This is a genomic window from Pararobbsia silviterrae, assembly GCF_003628125.1.
In the GTDB taxonomy this organism is placed as follows: Bacteria; Pseudomonadota; Gammaproteobacteria; order Burkholderiales; family Burkholderiaceae; genus Pararobbsia; species Pararobbsia silviterrae.
In genome coordinates this window covers 190,012-203,593 of the sequence record NZ_RBZU01000008.1, presented here as the reverse complement: position 1 = coordinate 203,593, position 13,582 = coordinate 190,012, and the positions used below count along the sequence as shown (strand labels likewise).

Genomic DNA, 13,582 nt, shown 5'->3' with positions numbered 1-13,582 from the left:
CGAGCGCGTCTCGATGTGCGATCGAGTCTAGAAATTCGGGGGGCGGGCCACAATGTCTCGAAGACATAAGCCGACGCCCGGCGACTGTGACGAAATCACTCCGGCGTCTCGGGCATCGAGCGAGGGGTCGCGGGGAGACGAAGGGCGATGGAGGGAACGGACGGAGACGACGCTGCGAAACGCGCTACATCGTGAGCGCGTTCGCAGGGACTTTCGGATCAATCAAGGAAGACGCGGGCGCGAAAAACACGCGCGCGGCGATGTCAGCGCATCGTGCGAATCGCGTCGAGCACATTCGTATGGACAGGCGTCCATCCGAGCACCGCGCGCGCTTTATCGGCGCTGAGTCGGCAATTGGAGCCGAACGCGATATTCGCCATCATCTCGCCCCAGCATTCGGCCGCCTGCGCGGCGCTCAACGACTGTGCCTGACCGTCGAGGCCGAGCGTCGCGTGTATCGCGTCGGCGATCGCCTTGAACGACGCGATGCCGTTCTCGGCGAAGAAGGTCGTGCCGGGCCGTGCCTTCTCGAGCGCCGCGACATAGAGATCCGCGAGATCCTCGACATGCACATTGCTCCAGCAATGCGCGCCGCTGCCGACATACACGGCCGCGCCGCGCGCCTTCGCGGTCCGGAAAAGCTCGGGCAATTGCTTGCTGTGCGTATTGAGCAGCAGTCCGGCGCCGTACACCATGCTCGGCACGATCACGATCGAGCGAACGTTCAGCAGGGCCGCGCGTTGCACCGCGTTGTTGATCAACACGCGCTGCCCCATGAGCGTGCCCGTGTCGACCGGAAACTCCTCCGTGTAGACGAAGTCCGCGGTGTCGGGCCGGTCCCAGTTCGCGACGATGGCCGAGCCCGACGTATAGATGAACGTCTTGCCTGTGCCCTTGAGCAGCGAGACGAAGGTGTCCACGACCGCGGGATCGTCGGAGTCCGCCGTGTGAATCACCGCATCGGACGACGCGATCGCCGTTTCGAGCGCGCGATCGTCCTGCAGCGTGCCCTGAATGGATTCGAAGCCGCGCTCGGCAAGCCGCGCGATATCGGCATCCGTGCGCGCGAGCCCCACGACCGCGTAGCCGCGCTGCTTGAGACGGACCGCGATCGTGCCGCCGATGTAACCCGTGATGCCTGTGACGAAAACCGTCTTGATGTCGCTCGTATGCATGGGATGTCAATCGCGAATGGGACGACAGCACAGTAGCACCGCCGCGATTTTTCCTCTCGCTACGACAACAAGACTTCGCGACGCTGCTCGCCTCCCCGCTCGCTCAAGCGGCCGGATCGCCGGCGAGCACGCGCGCGTCGCTGCGCTTCTTCTTGCGCTTCGCCCCTTGCCGCGTCACGTACATCGTGCACCCGGAAGCGAACAGAATGGCCGGGCAGAGTCCCGTCAGGAACCAGATCGCCTTGATCGCGTAGAACGCCATACCGGGCCCCCACTGCCCGAAGTGCACGAACATCACCCAGTTTCCGATGCGTGTATCGAACGGTGTCGAAGCCGGCGATTGCACCTGTTCGATGCGACCGTCCAAGCCGCAGAGCGTCACGCTCGTCAAGCGAGGCGAAACGAAATGATCCGCCTGAACGCCGAGCAGCACGGTCGTCGTGTCGGGATCGATATCGATGCCTAACGCGGACAGCCCGGGTACCGCGGAACGCGCGCGCGCGACGCCGCGTTCATAGCGATCCGCTTCGACGTCTCGCGTACACCGTGCCGACGATGGCGTGGTCAATTCCGCGGTATCGGACGTCGGGCGATGCAGCCCTTTCGACACCGACAGAAAAATCGCTTCGGCCGGTCCGGGCCAGAAATGCAGCGTGGCCGTCGTGACAATCGCGAGCAACACGACGAACGCATAAAAGCCGGCCGTATTGTGCAGATCCACGACGATCCGTTTGAAGCTCGCGCCGAATTTGATGCGTGTGCGCGCTTTGAACTGCTTGCGAAAATGCGTGAGCGACGGCCACCAGAGCCACAACCCCGATACGACGAGCACGAACAGAATCAGCACCGCATACGTGTGGAACGCATAGCCGTAGCCTTCGAGCAGCAAGTGCGCATGCAGGTTATGCACGACGTAAAAGAACGTCCCGCCGACGAGATGATCGCCGAGCGTCCTGCCCGTATAAGGATCGATAAAGACTTCATGCCGATCGTGGCGTCCTTGCGAGACCATGGGTTCGACAGGCGAATACGGATTGATCGTGGGGCCGTGCCAATCGGGCGGCGTGGCCGGAATGTAATTGATGATCAGCGCATCGTCGGGCGACTGCGGCAAGCGCGCCGAAAAACTCGTGACACCCGGATGCGCACGTTGAAATCCGGCAAGCAGCGTATCGATGCGCTCACGCGTGGACGATGCAGGCACGGCGACTTCGTAGAGATCGGGCGCGAGCGCGCGTTCGATCTCCGTCTTGAAGACCAGCGTGCTGCCGGTCAACCCCAAAAAGGCGAAATAGACACCGAGAACAAGCCCGATCCAAAGATGCAACTGATAGACGACACGACGCATGAACGTTCACAAAGACATCGAAAGTTCACAGAGCCTACGTGATCGTCTCCAACCGCCAGATGGCGCGTAGCTGTCAGGATTGCCAGAATACGGACGCGGTAGTCCAAGCCGTGAAGACGAAACCCGCGGTCCGGCGCTCATGCGCGCAACGCCGGTTCGAGCATTTCGACGAGAAAATCGATGAACACGCGCACACGCGCCGTCATATGGCGCTGGCTGCTGAAGATCACATGGATATCCTCGATATCGCCCGGATTGAATGCGGGCAGCAGTTCGACCAGCCGCCCTGACGCGAGATCGTCCTTGATGTGGAACAAGCCGAGGCGGCTGATGCCGAGTCCCGCGAGCGTCAACTGGCGCATCGTCGCGCCGTTGTTCGTCAACACATCGCCTCGCACGGGAAAATGAAACGTCCGCCCGTCGATCCGGAACGGCCATTCATCCATCGATCGACGGAAATTGAAGTTGAAACACCGGTGCTTGACGAGATCCTCGGGCGTCTGCGGTACGCCGTGCGCGTCGAGATAACTCGGCGCGGCCACCACCGCGCGGCCCGTCGACCCCAGTTTGCGCGCGCGAAAACTCGCGTCCGATAGCGGCCCCGTGCGAACCGCGACATCGACGTTTTCGCGCTGCAGATCGACGACGGCGTCGGTCAGCGACAAATCGACGCGAATTCCCGGATAGCGCGCCGTGAACGTCGGAATCAGCGGCACGATGTAATGCGTGCCCATCGGGATCGACACGTTGATGCGCAACGCGCCGTGCGGCGTGGACGTATCGTCGGAAATGCCCTGCTCGGCCTCGTCGATATCGTCGAGAATGCGCACGCAACTGTCATAGAACAGCCGGCCTTCGGCCGTCACCGCGAGATGCCGCGTCGAGCGCTGAAACAGCAATACGCCGAGCCGCTCCTCAAGCCGGCTGATGACCTTGCTGACGGCCGACGGCGTCAAACGCATCGCCTTGCCCGCCGCCGAAAAGCTGCCGGATTCGACCACCCGCGTAAAGACGCGCATCTCGCCGCTTCGACTGTCCATGCTCGCCGGGATTCCTGAAATTGATTCACAGATGATATTCCATTGTACGGGCTAGGAAGCACAATCCCCCGGCGTCAAAATCGAAGTCTAAAAGCGGCGTCTGCGTGATCGGCGCTGCGGCAATCGCATAGGACAGGACGCGACATGACGACATTGTTTGACGCATACGACCTCTCGGGCCGCCCCTTGAGAAACCGCGTGGTGATGGCCCCGATGACGCGCGCACGCGCGCCGGGCAACATCCCCACCGAAGACACCATGCGCTACTACGCGCAACGCGCGAGCGCGGGCCTGATCGTCACGGAAGGCACGCCGATCAGCCCCGAAGGCAACGGCTTCGTCGATTGCCCGGGTCTGTGGAACGACGCGCAAGTATCGGCATGGCGTCATGTCACCGATGCGGTCCACGACGCGGGCGGCACGATCTTTACGCAGATCTGGCACGTCGGCCGCATGAGTCACGTATCGCTTCAGCCGGGCGGCGGCGCACCGGTCAGCTCGACGTCGAAGCAAGCGGCCCACAGTGCCGCGTTCGGCTACGACGAAGCGGGCCAGCCCGCCTTCGTGACTGCAAGCACGCCGCGCGCACTCGCGCTCGATGAGATTCCGCGCGTCGTCGGCGACTTCGCCAATGCTGCGCGACGTGCCGTCGACGCGGGCTTCGACGGCGTCGAAATTCACGGCGCGAACGGCTATCTGGTCGAGCAGTTCATCAATGGCGCGGTCAACGACCGAACCGATCGCTATGGCGGCAACACGGTCGAGCATCGCGCGCGCTTCGCACTCGACGTCGTCGATGCATGCATCGCGGCGATCGGTCGCGAGCGGGTCGGCATTCGGCTCTCGCCGTTCGGCCGGCTTCACGAACTCGGCGACTTCGACGGAGAGGCCGACACGTTTCTCTATCTCGCGCGTGAACTCGGCGCGCGCAAGATTGCGTACGTGCACATCATGGATCAAGCGAGCCGCGGCGCCCCCGCGATGCCCGAAGGCTTTCTCGAACGATTCCGCGAGGCCTATCGCGGTACGCTGATTCTGGCCGGCGGGCTCGACTTCGACAAAGCCACGCAACTCGTCGAACGCGGCACGATCGATCTCGCCGCGTTCGGCGCGCCCTATATCGCGAATCCCGATCTCGTCGAGCGTCTGCGGCACGGCTGGCCCATCGCCGAAGTCGACCCGGCCACGTACTACGGCGGCGACGCGCGCGGGTATCTCGACTACCCGCATTACACGGGCCAAGCCGCGGCCTGAACAGCGACCTGAACAGCAACTCGATCCGACACACATCGGCCGGGACCCGCGCCGCGCGAACGCACCGCTCAATCCAGACCGTTCGCGCTTCGTCGCACCCCGTGTGTGTTCCACGCTCCCTTTTTCTCACGACGCCATCACCATGAAACCTGTTCTCTTCGTCATGACCAGTCACGGCACAAAGGGCGCAAGCGGCAAGCCGACGGGCTTCTATCTGTCCGAAGTCACGCATCCGCTCGCGGTGCTCGACGCAGCCGGCATTCGCGTCGAGTTCGCGTCGATCCAGGGCGGCGAACCGCCCGTCGACGGCCTCGATCTCGACGATCCGATCAACGCGCGCTATTGGAACGACGCGTCGTTCCGCGCATCGATCGCGCAATCGAAGGCACTGGCCGACATCGATTCGAGCGCGTACTCCGCGATCTTTTTCGCGGGCGGTCACGGCGCGATGTGGGACTTCCCGACGAGCGCGGCCGTCAATGAGAAAACCCGCGAGGTCTGGGAAGCGGGCGGCATCGTGGGCGCCGTGTGTCACGGCCCCGCCGCGTTGGTCAACGTGACGTTGAGCGACGGCACCTACCTCGTCAAGGGACGCAAGGTCGCCGCGTTCACCGACTCGGAAGAAGAGGCCGTCGGCCTCACGCAGATCGTGCCGTTTCTGCTGTCGAGCACGCTCGCGCAGCGCGGCGCCGCTATGCAGCCCGGCGCGGACTGGACACGCGCGGTCTCGGTCGATGGTCATCTCGTGACCGGCCAGAATCCGCAATCGGCCACCGGCGTGGGCGAAGCCATCCGTGACCTGCTTCAGTAACAGAAGGCATCGAGGCGGGTCGCATCGGTCGATGACGACGCGCGCAAGCGGGCGGTCGACAGGCCGTACCGCGCACGGCATTGTCGTCGCGCCCTGTCTCGACACCGCAGAAACCCTAGGTTGACCATCACCCGATGTTCGACCTACATTTGAAGCGCTTCAAAACAGAGAAGTACCGCACTATTACAGTTGAAAGATGGATTTTTCGCTTCTTTTTACATACAAAATGAAACGCTTCAAATCCTTCCCCAATTGAAGACGGCACTAAAAACTAGGAGACAACCCCATGTCATGGACTGCCAGACGCGCGCTGCTCGCGCTCGCGTGCCTTTCCGCATTCACAGTGAATGCCGCGCACGCGGCCGATCTGAAGATCGGTGCGCTGTTCCCGTTCAGCGGAGGACTCGCGCTACTCGGCGATGAGAGCTATCGCGGCGTCGAACTCGCCGTCGAAGAACGCAACGCAGCAGGCGGCGTCAATGGCGACAAAGTCGTCCTCGTGAAAGCCGATGCCGTCGACGCGAATCAGGCCGTCGGCGAAGCACGCCGATTGACGTCGGTCGAAAACGTCGCGGCCGTGTTCGGCTCGTATTCGTCGGCCATCGCGACGGGCGGCACCCAGGTCACGGAACTCGCGGGCGTGCCCTTCTTCGAACTCGGCGCGGTCGCGGACACGATCACGAGCCGCGGCTTCAAGTACGTATTCCGCAGCAACGCCACCGCAAAGAATTTCGCTGAACGATCGCTCGACGCCGTCGTTCACATCGTCGCGCCCGAGCTCAAGGTCGATCCGAAGTCGCTGAAAATCGCGATCATCTCCGAAGACGGTCCCTACGGGACGCTCGTGAGCGGCTTCCAGAAAGAAGGCGCGCAGAAGCTCGGCTTGAACGTCGTGCAAGTGCTGCCGTACTCGGCCAAGAGCGTCGATCTGTCCGCGCTGATCCTGCGGCTCAAGGGCGCCGACGTCGACGTCGTGCTGCAGACCGCCTATCAGAACGATGCGATCCTGTTCTTCCGGCAAGCGGCGCAGGCCGGGTTCAAGCCGAAGGCCGTAATCGGCGCGGGCGGCGGTTACTCGCTCGCGGACACGGCCAAGGCAATCGGCCCGGCCATGAACGGCACCTTCGATATCGACTTCCCGCAAACGTCGATGAACGACAAGGGCGCACCGGGTCTGTCCGCCTTCGTCGCCGCATACGAGAAGAAATACGGCAACGCGCCGCGTTCGGGCCATAGCCTGGCTGCCTACGTCGGCGTGAAGGCGTTCCTCGACATCCTCGCGAACGCGCACTCGACCGACAAGGACAAGGTCCGCGCCGCGGTGCTCGCCTATCAGAAGCCCGAAGGTTCGACCGCGACAGGTTGGGGCTTCAAGTTCGCCGACAACGGACAGAACGAGCTCGCGACGACCAACGTCATGCAGTGGCAGGACGGCAAGCTCGTCACGATCTATCCCGATGCGCTCGCCACGGCCAAAGCCATCGCGCCCGCGCATTGACGCTTGACGGCGCCGCTTCCCCGACGTCGTGAAGTCGTGAAGTCGTTTGGCGCGTGAACATCGATCGTCGGCCGACGACGTCGACGATCGATTCGCGCGAACGCAGGCAACACGGCGGATGCGCGTCGATTTCTCACGCCGCACGGTGCGAGATCGATGCCCAATCGCCCCGCCCTGCACGCATCTCGACGTCGGCACACGTCAAAGACAGGATTCCTCACATGTCGATTGCCCTGCAGCTACTCATCAACGGCCTCTTGCTCGGTGGCGCCTACGCGATCATCAGCATCGGGCTCACGATGATTTTCGGAGTGGTACGCGTCGTCAATTTCGCGCATGGCGAGCTGCTGATGGTCGGCTTGTACGCGACATGGATGCTGTCGTCCCATCTCGGTCTGCACCCGTATCTGTCCGCGCTTCCCGTCGCATTGCTGCTCTTCGCGATCGGCGCCTTGATCCAGCGCTTCGTCATCCAGCGCTTGCTGCAGGCCGATGCCCATATTCAGATCTTCGCCACGGTCGGCATATCGACCGCGTTGATGAACCTCGCGTTGATGATCTTCGGCGCCGACGTGCATCCGATCGATGTGAGCGTCGGCACCGAACACCTTCAGTTCGGCGGCATCAACGTCGTGAGCGGCCAGCTCGTCACGTTCGTCACGGCCCTCGTCGTCGCGGGCGGCTTTCACCTGTTCGTCCACCACACGTATGCGGGGCGCGCGTTTCGCGCGGTGTCCCAACATCGTTATGCGGCATCGCTGATGGGCGTCAACGTGAACAACACCTACGTGCTCGCGTTCGGCCTCGGATCCGCGCTCGTGGGGATCGCCGCCTGTCTGCTCGCCGTGCAATACCCGGTGTTTCCCACGGTCGGACAGTATTTCGTGCTGACGGCCTTCGTGATCGTCGTGCTCGGCGGTCTCGGCAGCCTCGCCGGCGCGCTCGTCGGCTCCGCGATCATCGGCCTGATCGACAGTTTCGCCGGCTATTACATTTCTCCCGATCTCAAGGAAGTCGTGTACTTCGCGCTCTTCCTGCTGATCCTCATGCTGCGTCCGACCGGCTTGTTCGGTCTGGGTCGCGGATCGGAATAGGAGCGGCGCCATGTTGCCGAACCTCACACACCCGCGCGGTTATGTCGGCCTGCTCGCCTTGCTCGCGCTGATCGTCGTACCGTTCGCGTTTCAATCGTCATTCGTCTATCACCTCGCGGTCGAGGTCTGCGTGTTCGGCGCGCTGGCCACCGCATGGAACATCGTAGGGGGCTTCGCGGGCCAGCTTTCGCTCGGGCATGCCGTGTTCTACGGCATCGGCGGCTACGTCGCGACGTTGCTGGTCGCGCAGTTCGGCATTTCGCCGTGGATCGGCATGTTTGCGGGCGCGGCCGTGTCCGCGGTGGCGGCGATCATCATCGCCTATCCGACGCTGCGCCTGCGCGGACCGTTCTTCGCACTCGCCACGATCGCGTTTCTCGAAGTCTGCCGCCTACTGACGATCCATGAAGAGAGCTGGACCGGCGGTTCGTCTGGGCAGAACGTGCCGCTCAATATCGGGCTCAAGTGGATGATCATGCGCGAGAAGTGGGCCTATATGCTCGTGGCTTTCGGCTTTCTCGTGTTCACGCTCTGGATCTCGTGGCTGATCCGCCGCTCGCGCTTCGGTTTCTATCTGATCGCCGTGCGCGAGCGCGAAGATGCCGCGCGCGCCGTCGGCGTCAACGCGGTCGCGGTCAAGATCGCGGCGGCGATCGTGTCCGCCATGCTCACGAGCCTGATCGGTTCGTTCCACGCGATGTACCTGACCTTCATCGATCCGTCGTCCGCGTTCTCGCTCGATTTGTCGATCCAGGTCGCGATGTTCGCGTTGATCGGCGGCCTCGGCAGCGTCGCGGGGCCGATCGCGGGCACGGTGCTCGTGTTGCCCGCCGCCGAACTCGCGCGCGGCTGGCTCAGCGCGTTCGGCAACGGCACACATGGCTTCGTCTATGGCGTCGTGCTCGTGCTCGTCGTGCTGTTCATCCCGCGCGGTCTCGTCGGCCACCTCGGCGCGGCCGTGGTGCGCATCATCGATCGTCTGCCCGGCGCGCGACGCGAGGCGCCCGCCGTCGCCGACATCGCCCTGAAGGCCGTGCCCGTCGAACGCGGCACGCCGATCCTCGTCGCCGAGCATCTGCACAAGCGTTTCGGCGGACTCGTGGCGACCGACGATGTATCGCTGACGCTGCATGCCGGCGAGATTCTCGGCGTGATCGGCCCGAACGGCGCGGGCAAGACGACCGTCTTCAATCAGTTGTCGGGCTTCATTCACCCGGACACGGGCGCCGTCAAGGTCAGGCTCGCCGACGGCTCGTGGGCCCTCCCGCATCGGCCCGATGAATTCGCGCGGCACGGCGTCGGGCGAACGTTTCAGATCGCCCAGCCGTTCGCGGGTCTCTCGGTCCTCGAAAACATCATGCTAGGCGCCTTCATGCATACGGCCTCGCGTGAGCAGGCCGAAGCGGTCGCGCGCGAAGTCGCGGTACTCACGGACCTCACCGCCCTGCTCGACGTCGAAGCGCGAAGCCTGACGGTGGGCGGCATGAAGCGGCTCGAAGTCGCGCGCGCCCTCGCAACGCGCCCGACCGTCTTGCTGCTCGACGAAGTCATGGCCGGCCTCAACCCCGCGGATATCGCGCGCGCCATCGAGATGGTGCGCCGCATCCGCGACGCGGGCGTCGCGGTCCTGATGATCGAACACATGATGCAAGCGACGATGGCGCTCTCGGATCGAATCATCGTCATCAACGCGGGGCGCATGCTGCGCGACGGTACGCCGTCCGACGTGGTCAACGATCCGCAAGTCATCGAAGCCTATCTCGGCACGGGGTATCGCGATGCTCAAGCTGCGTAACGTATCGGCCGGCTACGGCAAAAGCGAAGTCTTGCGCGACGTGTCGCTCGACGTCGGCGAAGGCGAAATCGTCACGGTCATCGGCGCGAACGGCGCGGGCAAGACCACGACGCTCAAGACGCTCTGCGGCATCGTGCGCGCGCGTGACGGCAGCATCGAATTCGACGGCGAACCCATCGCGAATCTCGCGCCCCACGCGATCGTGGCGCGCGGCATCACGATGATTCCCGAAGGACGCCAGCTCTTTCCATTCCTCACCGTCGAGGAAAACCTGCTTATGGGTGCGTTCAAGCACAGCGCGCGTGCGCAACGGCGCGAGCGTCTCGAAGACGTGCTCACGCTGTTTCCGCGCGTGCGCGAACGCCTCGCCCAGCGCGCGGGCTCGCTGTCGGGCGGCGAACAGCAGATGGTCGCGATCGCGCGCGGCATGATGTCCGCGCCCCGGCTGCTGATCTTCGACGAGCCTTCGCTGGGCCTGTCTCCGTTGCTCGTCGAGCAGATGTTCGACGTCGTGCGGCGCGTGGCGCAGAGCGGCGTCACCGTGCTGCTCGTCGAACAGAACGTGTTCCATACGCTGAAGCTCGCCGATCGCGGATATGTCCTCGAGAACGGCACCGTGACGCTGAGCGGCACGGGCGCGGAATTGCTCGACAGTCCGCATGTGCGCCGCGCGTATCTGGGCCACTAGGCAAGCGGCATGAACGACACGAACCGGTCCCGCGACGTTCGACGTGCATCGGACGCGTACGTCGAACGCAAGCACGAGACACACGCGCTGCGCACCTGCGCCTCACGCATCGACCGCGTCCGCTCATCGATTTCAAACACTGCGCCGGATAGCGGCATCGCGACGGAGGCGACCTTGTCCCCCACGCAACCGCTCCGGCACTGACTCACTCACTCTTTTCAGGGAGATGTTCATGCAAGCGACCACCACGCCGTCCTCTTCGCGCGAATCGGCCGTGCGACCCGACGAACAGGCCGTGCCTTATCAATTGCCGCAGGTGCCCTTCATGTCGAAGGACATCGTGCATCCCGGCGTGATGTCGGACTGGCTCGCGGACGACGCGTTGTGGGTCCCGGCGACGGCGAACGTATCGTTCAAGCCCTTGATCCTCAGCGCAAGCCAGGGCTACTACGTGAATCTGCTGCGCGTGCGCAAGAGCGGCGTCATTTCGCGGCATCGTCATACGGGCGCCGTGCATGCGATGGTGCTCAAGGGCCGCTGGTACTACCTCGAACACGACTGGGTCGCCGAGCAAGGCAGCTATGCCTTCGAGCCCGCAGGCGAGACGCACACGCTGTACGTGCCGGAAGACGTCGAGGAGATGATCACGTGGTTCTACGTCACGGGCGGCTATACGTATGTCGATCCGCACGGTGTCGCGCAAGGCTACGAAGACGTGTTCACGAAGATCGAGGCGACACGCAAGCACTATGAGTCGATCGGCCTGCCGCGCGATCGCCTCGAAGCGCTGGTCCGATGATTCGATGAACGCGGGCGCGCTCGATATGCGGCCCGAAGGCGCAATCACGCGATCGCGCCCTCGGTCCGAGGTCGGCCATGCTCGCACGACCACGCGCGTGCGCATGCCGGATCTCGGATTCGTGCATGCGATACGCGGACAATTTTTCACCTCTCGCACACGACCGTGTCCGGTCGGTGCGTCGCTTACCCAATCGAACTCATGAACGATAGCGCACTCGCCCATTCGACGACGGCCTTCATCGACCACGGCACCGGCGGTTCGCCCGACTGCATGCACCTCGCATCGCGCGCTCGGCCGACGCCCGGGCCCGGCGAAGTGCTGATCGAAGTCGCCTACGCCGGCGTCAACCGTCCCGACGTGCTTCAGCGCAGCGGATCGTATCCGCCGCCGCCCGGCGCCTCGCCGTATCTCGGCCTCGAAGTCTCGGGCCATATCGTCGCGCTCGGCGAAGGCGCGACACGCTGGCGCGTCGGCGACGCCGTCTGCGCGCTCGTGCCCGGCGGCGGCTATGCGCAGTATTGCGTCACGCATGCGACGCATTGCCTGCCCGTTCCCAACGGGATGTCGCTGCTCGAAGCCGCGGCCCTGCCCGAGACCTATTTCACGGTCTGGACCAATGTGTTCGAACGCGGCCGTCTGCAGGCCGGAGAAACGTTTCTCGTGCACGGCGGATCGAGCGGAATCGGTCTGACCGCGATCCAGCTCGCGCACGAACTCGGCGCGCGCGTCTTCACGACCGTGGGCAATCACGAGAAGGCACAGGCATGTCTCGCCGCGGGCGCCGAACGCGCGATCCACTATCGCGACGAGGACTTCGTCGCGGCGGTCAAGTCGCTGACGAACAACGAAGGCGTCAACCTGATTCTCGATATGGTCGGCGGCAGCTATATGCCCCGCAATATCCAGTCGCTCGCGCTCGAAGGACGCCTCGTGCAGATCGCGTTCCTCGAAGGCAGCCGCCTCGATATCGATGCGACGCCGATCATGCTGCGCCGCTTGACGATCACGGGCTCGACGCTGCGCGCGCGCTCGACCGAGCAGAAAGCCGCGATTGCCGCCTCGCTCGAACACACCGTGTGGCCCTGGCTCGAAGCCGGCCGTGCGCGGCCCGTCATTCACCGCGTGCTGCCGCTCGCGGAGGTCCGCGCCGCGCATGCGCTCATGGAGTCGAGCGCGCATATCGGCAAGATCGTCCTCAACGTCGGAGAACTCTAACGTGCAACACGAACAACGCGTCGTCGTGGTAACGGGGGGCAGCGGCGGGATCGGCGCCGCGATCGTCGAGCGGTACGCGCGCGACGGCGCGCGCGTGGGCATCGTCGATCTGAATGCCGACACGAGCGCGGCGCTCGCCAAGCGGTTGTCCGATGCGGGCCTCCAGGTGTGCGCCGCGCCGGCGGACGTCAGCGACTATGCCGCATCGGAAGCCGCGTGCCGCGCCGTCGAGGCGCGCTTCGGTCCGATCGATACGCTGATCAACAACGCGGGCATCTCGCCCAAACACGCGGGCAAGCCCAAGCCGATCTGGCAGATGGACGAAAGCGAATGGCGCCACGTCGTCGACGTGAATCTGCATAGCGCATTCAACTTCTGCCGCATTCTGACGCCCGGCATGGTCGAGCGCCGCTTCGGCCGCATCGTGTCGATGTCGTCGGTCGCGGGCAAGGCCTACCTCGATATCGTCGCGGCGCACTACAGCGCGACGAAAGCGGCGCTCATCGGCTTCACCCGGCATCTCGCGGGCGAGCTGGGACCATACGGCATCACGGTCAACGCGCTCGCGCCGGGTCGTATCGATACGCCCTTGATGCGCGGCGCGCCGCCCGCCGCCAATGCGAAGGTCGTCGACGAAACGCCGTTGCGGCGTCTCGGCGATCCCGACGAAGTGGCCACCGCGTGCGTGTTCCTGACGTCGCAAGCGGCATCGTTCGTGACCGGGCAAGTCGTGGACGTGGCCGGCGGATGGCTCATGACCTGAACGGCGCGCCCCGAGCGGCACGGTACGACGCCGCGCGGTCCCGCGCGCGCTTCGTCACGGCGTGCTCGGGGCTCGGCGAGCCGGCGGACCGCCGGCCGG

At 64.3% G+C, this 13,582-nt stretch carries 12 protein-coding genes; 9 read left to right on the top strand and 3 right to left on the bottom strand.

Annotated features, from left to right (window positions below; all coding sequences use genetic code 11):
- Positions 1 to 263 precede the first annotated feature (263 nt).
- The 3 genes from D7S86_RS18265 to D7S86_RS18255 all read right to left on the bottom strand — a co-directional run bounded on the left by D7S86_RS18265 (position 264) and on the right by D7S86_RS18255 (position 3,563).
- Complete coding sequence (locus D7S86_RS18265) at positions 264 to 1,175, bottom strand: NAD-dependent epimerase/dehydratase family protein (RefSeq protein ID WP_121088296.1); 912 nt, start codon at positions 1,173 to 1,175, stop codon at positions 264 to 266.
- A 103-nt stretch (positions 1,176 to 1,278) separates the two neighbouring features.
- On the bottom strand, positions 1,279 to 2,523 hold the full coding sequence (locus tag D7S86_RS18260) for a PepSY-associated TM helix domain-containing protein (RefSeq protein ID WP_121088295.1): 1,245 nt from the start codon (positions 2,521 to 2,523) through the stop codon (positions 1,279 to 1,281).
- A 137-nt stretch (positions 2,524 to 2,660) separates the two neighbouring features.
- Positions 2,661 to 3,563, bottom strand: coding sequence for a LysR family transcriptional regulator (locus D7S86_RS18255; RefSeq protein WP_121088294.1), 903 nt, complete (start codon positions 3,561 to 3,563; stop codon positions 2,661 to 2,663).
- 144 nt (positions 3,564 to 3,707) lie between these two features.
- On the opposite strand from D7S86_RS18255, the gene D7S86_RS18250 reads away from it, so the two are divergent.
- The 9 genes from D7S86_RS18250 to D7S86_RS18205 all read left to right on the top strand — a co-directional run bounded on the left by D7S86_RS18250 (position 3,708) and on the right by D7S86_RS18205 (position 13,483).
- Positions 3,708 to 4,817, top strand: coding sequence for an alkene reductase (locus tag D7S86_RS18250; RefSeq protein ID WP_121088293.1), 1,110 nt, complete (start codon positions 3,708 to 3,710; stop codon positions 4,815 to 4,817).
- A gap of 142 nt (positions 4,818 to 4,959) precedes the next feature.
- A complete protein-coding gene (locus tag D7S86_RS18245) occupies positions 4,960 to 5,628 on the top strand; it encodes a type 1 glutamine amidotransferase domain-containing protein (RefSeq protein ID WP_121088292.1) in 669 nt (222 codons plus the stop codon).
- A gap of 286 nt (positions 5,629 to 5,914) precedes the next feature.
- Positions 5,915 to 7,126, top strand: coding sequence for an ABC transporter substrate-binding protein (locus D7S86_RS18240; RefSeq protein WP_121088291.1), 1,212 nt, complete (start codon positions 5,915 to 5,917; stop codon positions 7,124 to 7,126).
- A 221-nt stretch (positions 7,127 to 7,347) separates the two neighbouring features.
- Positions 7,348 to 8,220, top strand: a complete 873-nt coding sequence (locus D7S86_RS18235) for a branched-chain amino acid ABC transporter permease (protein ID WP_121088381.1) — start codon at positions 7,348 to 7,350, stop codon at positions 8,218 to 8,220.
- A 10-nt stretch (positions 8,221 to 8,230) separates the two neighbouring features.
- On the top strand, positions 8,231 to 10,015 hold the full coding sequence (locus D7S86_RS18230) for a branched-chain amino acid ABC transporter ATP-binding protein/permease (protein ID WP_121088290.1): 1,785 nt from the start codon (positions 8,231 to 8,233) through the stop codon (positions 10,013 to 10,015).
- Positions 9,999 to 10,703 carry an ABC transporter ATP-binding protein gene (locus D7S86_RS18225; RefSeq protein WP_121088289.1) on the top strand — a complete coding sequence of 235 codons (705 nt, stop codon included), beginning with the start codon at positions 9,999 to 10,001 and terminating at the stop codon, positions 10,701 to 10,703. Before D7S86_RS18230 ends, D7S86_RS18225 begins: the two co-directional genes overlap by 17 nt.
- A 232-nt stretch (positions 10,704 to 10,935) precedes the next feature.
- Positions 10,936 to 11,502, top strand: a complete 567-nt coding sequence (locus tag D7S86_RS18220) for a 2,4'-dihydroxyacetophenone dioxygenase family protein (protein ID WP_121088380.1) — start codon at positions 10,936 to 10,938, stop codon at positions 11,500 to 11,502.
- A gap of 201 nt (positions 11,503 to 11,703) precedes the next feature.
- Positions 11,704 to 12,720 carry an NAD(P)H-quinone oxidoreductase gene (locus D7S86_RS18210; RefSeq protein WP_121088287.1) on the top strand — a complete coding sequence of 339 codons (1,017 nt, stop codon included), beginning with the start codon at positions 11,704 to 11,706 and terminating at the stop codon, positions 12,718 to 12,720.
- Position 12,721: 1 nt separating this feature from the next.
- On the top strand, positions 12,722 to 13,483 hold the full coding sequence (locus D7S86_RS18205; protein WP_240648261.1) for an SDR family oxidoreductase: 762 nt from the start codon (positions 12,722 to 12,724) through the stop codon (positions 13,481 to 13,483).
- The last annotated feature ends 99 nt before the right edge of the window (positions 13,484 to 13,582 follow it).

What these genes read in the sequence shown, in the direction of transcription:
- D7S86_RS18265 (WP_121088296.1), bottom strand. Translation starts at nt 1,175, where the DNA reads ATGCATACGAGCGACATCAAGACGGTTTTCGTCACAGGCATCACGGGT.
- D7S86_RS18260 (WP_121088295.1), bottom strand. Translation starts at nt 2,523, where the DNA reads ATGCGTCGTGTCGTCTATCAGTTGCATCTTTGGATCGGGCTTGTTCTC.
- D7S86_RS18255 (WP_121088294.1), bottom strand. Translation starts at nt 3,563, where the DNA reads ATGGACAGTCGAAGCGGCGAGATGCGCGTCTTTACGCGGGTGGTCGAA.
- D7S86_RS18250 (WP_121088293.1), top strand. Translation starts at nt 3,708, where the DNA reads ATGACGACATTGTTTGACGCATACGACCTCTCGGGCCGCCCCTTGAGA.
- D7S86_RS18245 (WP_121088292.1), top strand. Translation starts at nt 4,960, where the DNA reads ATGAAACCTGTTCTCTTCGTCATGACCAGTCACGGCACAAAGGGCGCA.
- D7S86_RS18240 (WP_121088291.1), top strand. Translation starts at nt 5,915, where the DNA reads ATGTCATGGACTGCCAGACGCGCGCTGCTCGCGCTCGCGTGCCTTTCC.
- D7S86_RS18235 (WP_121088381.1), top strand. Translation starts at nt 7,348, where the DNA reads ATGTCGATTGCCCTGCAGCTACTCATCAACGGCCTCTTGCTCGGTGGC.
- D7S86_RS18230 (WP_121088290.1), top strand. Translation starts at nt 8,231, where the DNA reads ATGTTGCCGAACCTCACACACCCGCGCGGTTATGTCGGCCTGCTCGCC.
- D7S86_RS18225 (WP_121088289.1), top strand. Translation starts at nt 9,999, where the DNA reads ATGCTCAAGCTGCGTAACGTATCGGCCGGCTACGGCAAAAGCGAAGTC.
- D7S86_RS18220 (WP_121088380.1), top strand. Translation starts at nt 10,936, where the DNA reads ATGCAAGCGACCACCACGCCGTCCTCTTCGCGCGAATCGGCCGTGCGA.
- D7S86_RS18210 (WP_121088287.1), top strand. Translation starts at nt 11,704, where the DNA reads ATGAACGATAGCGCACTCGCCCATTCGACGACGGCCTTCATCGACCAC.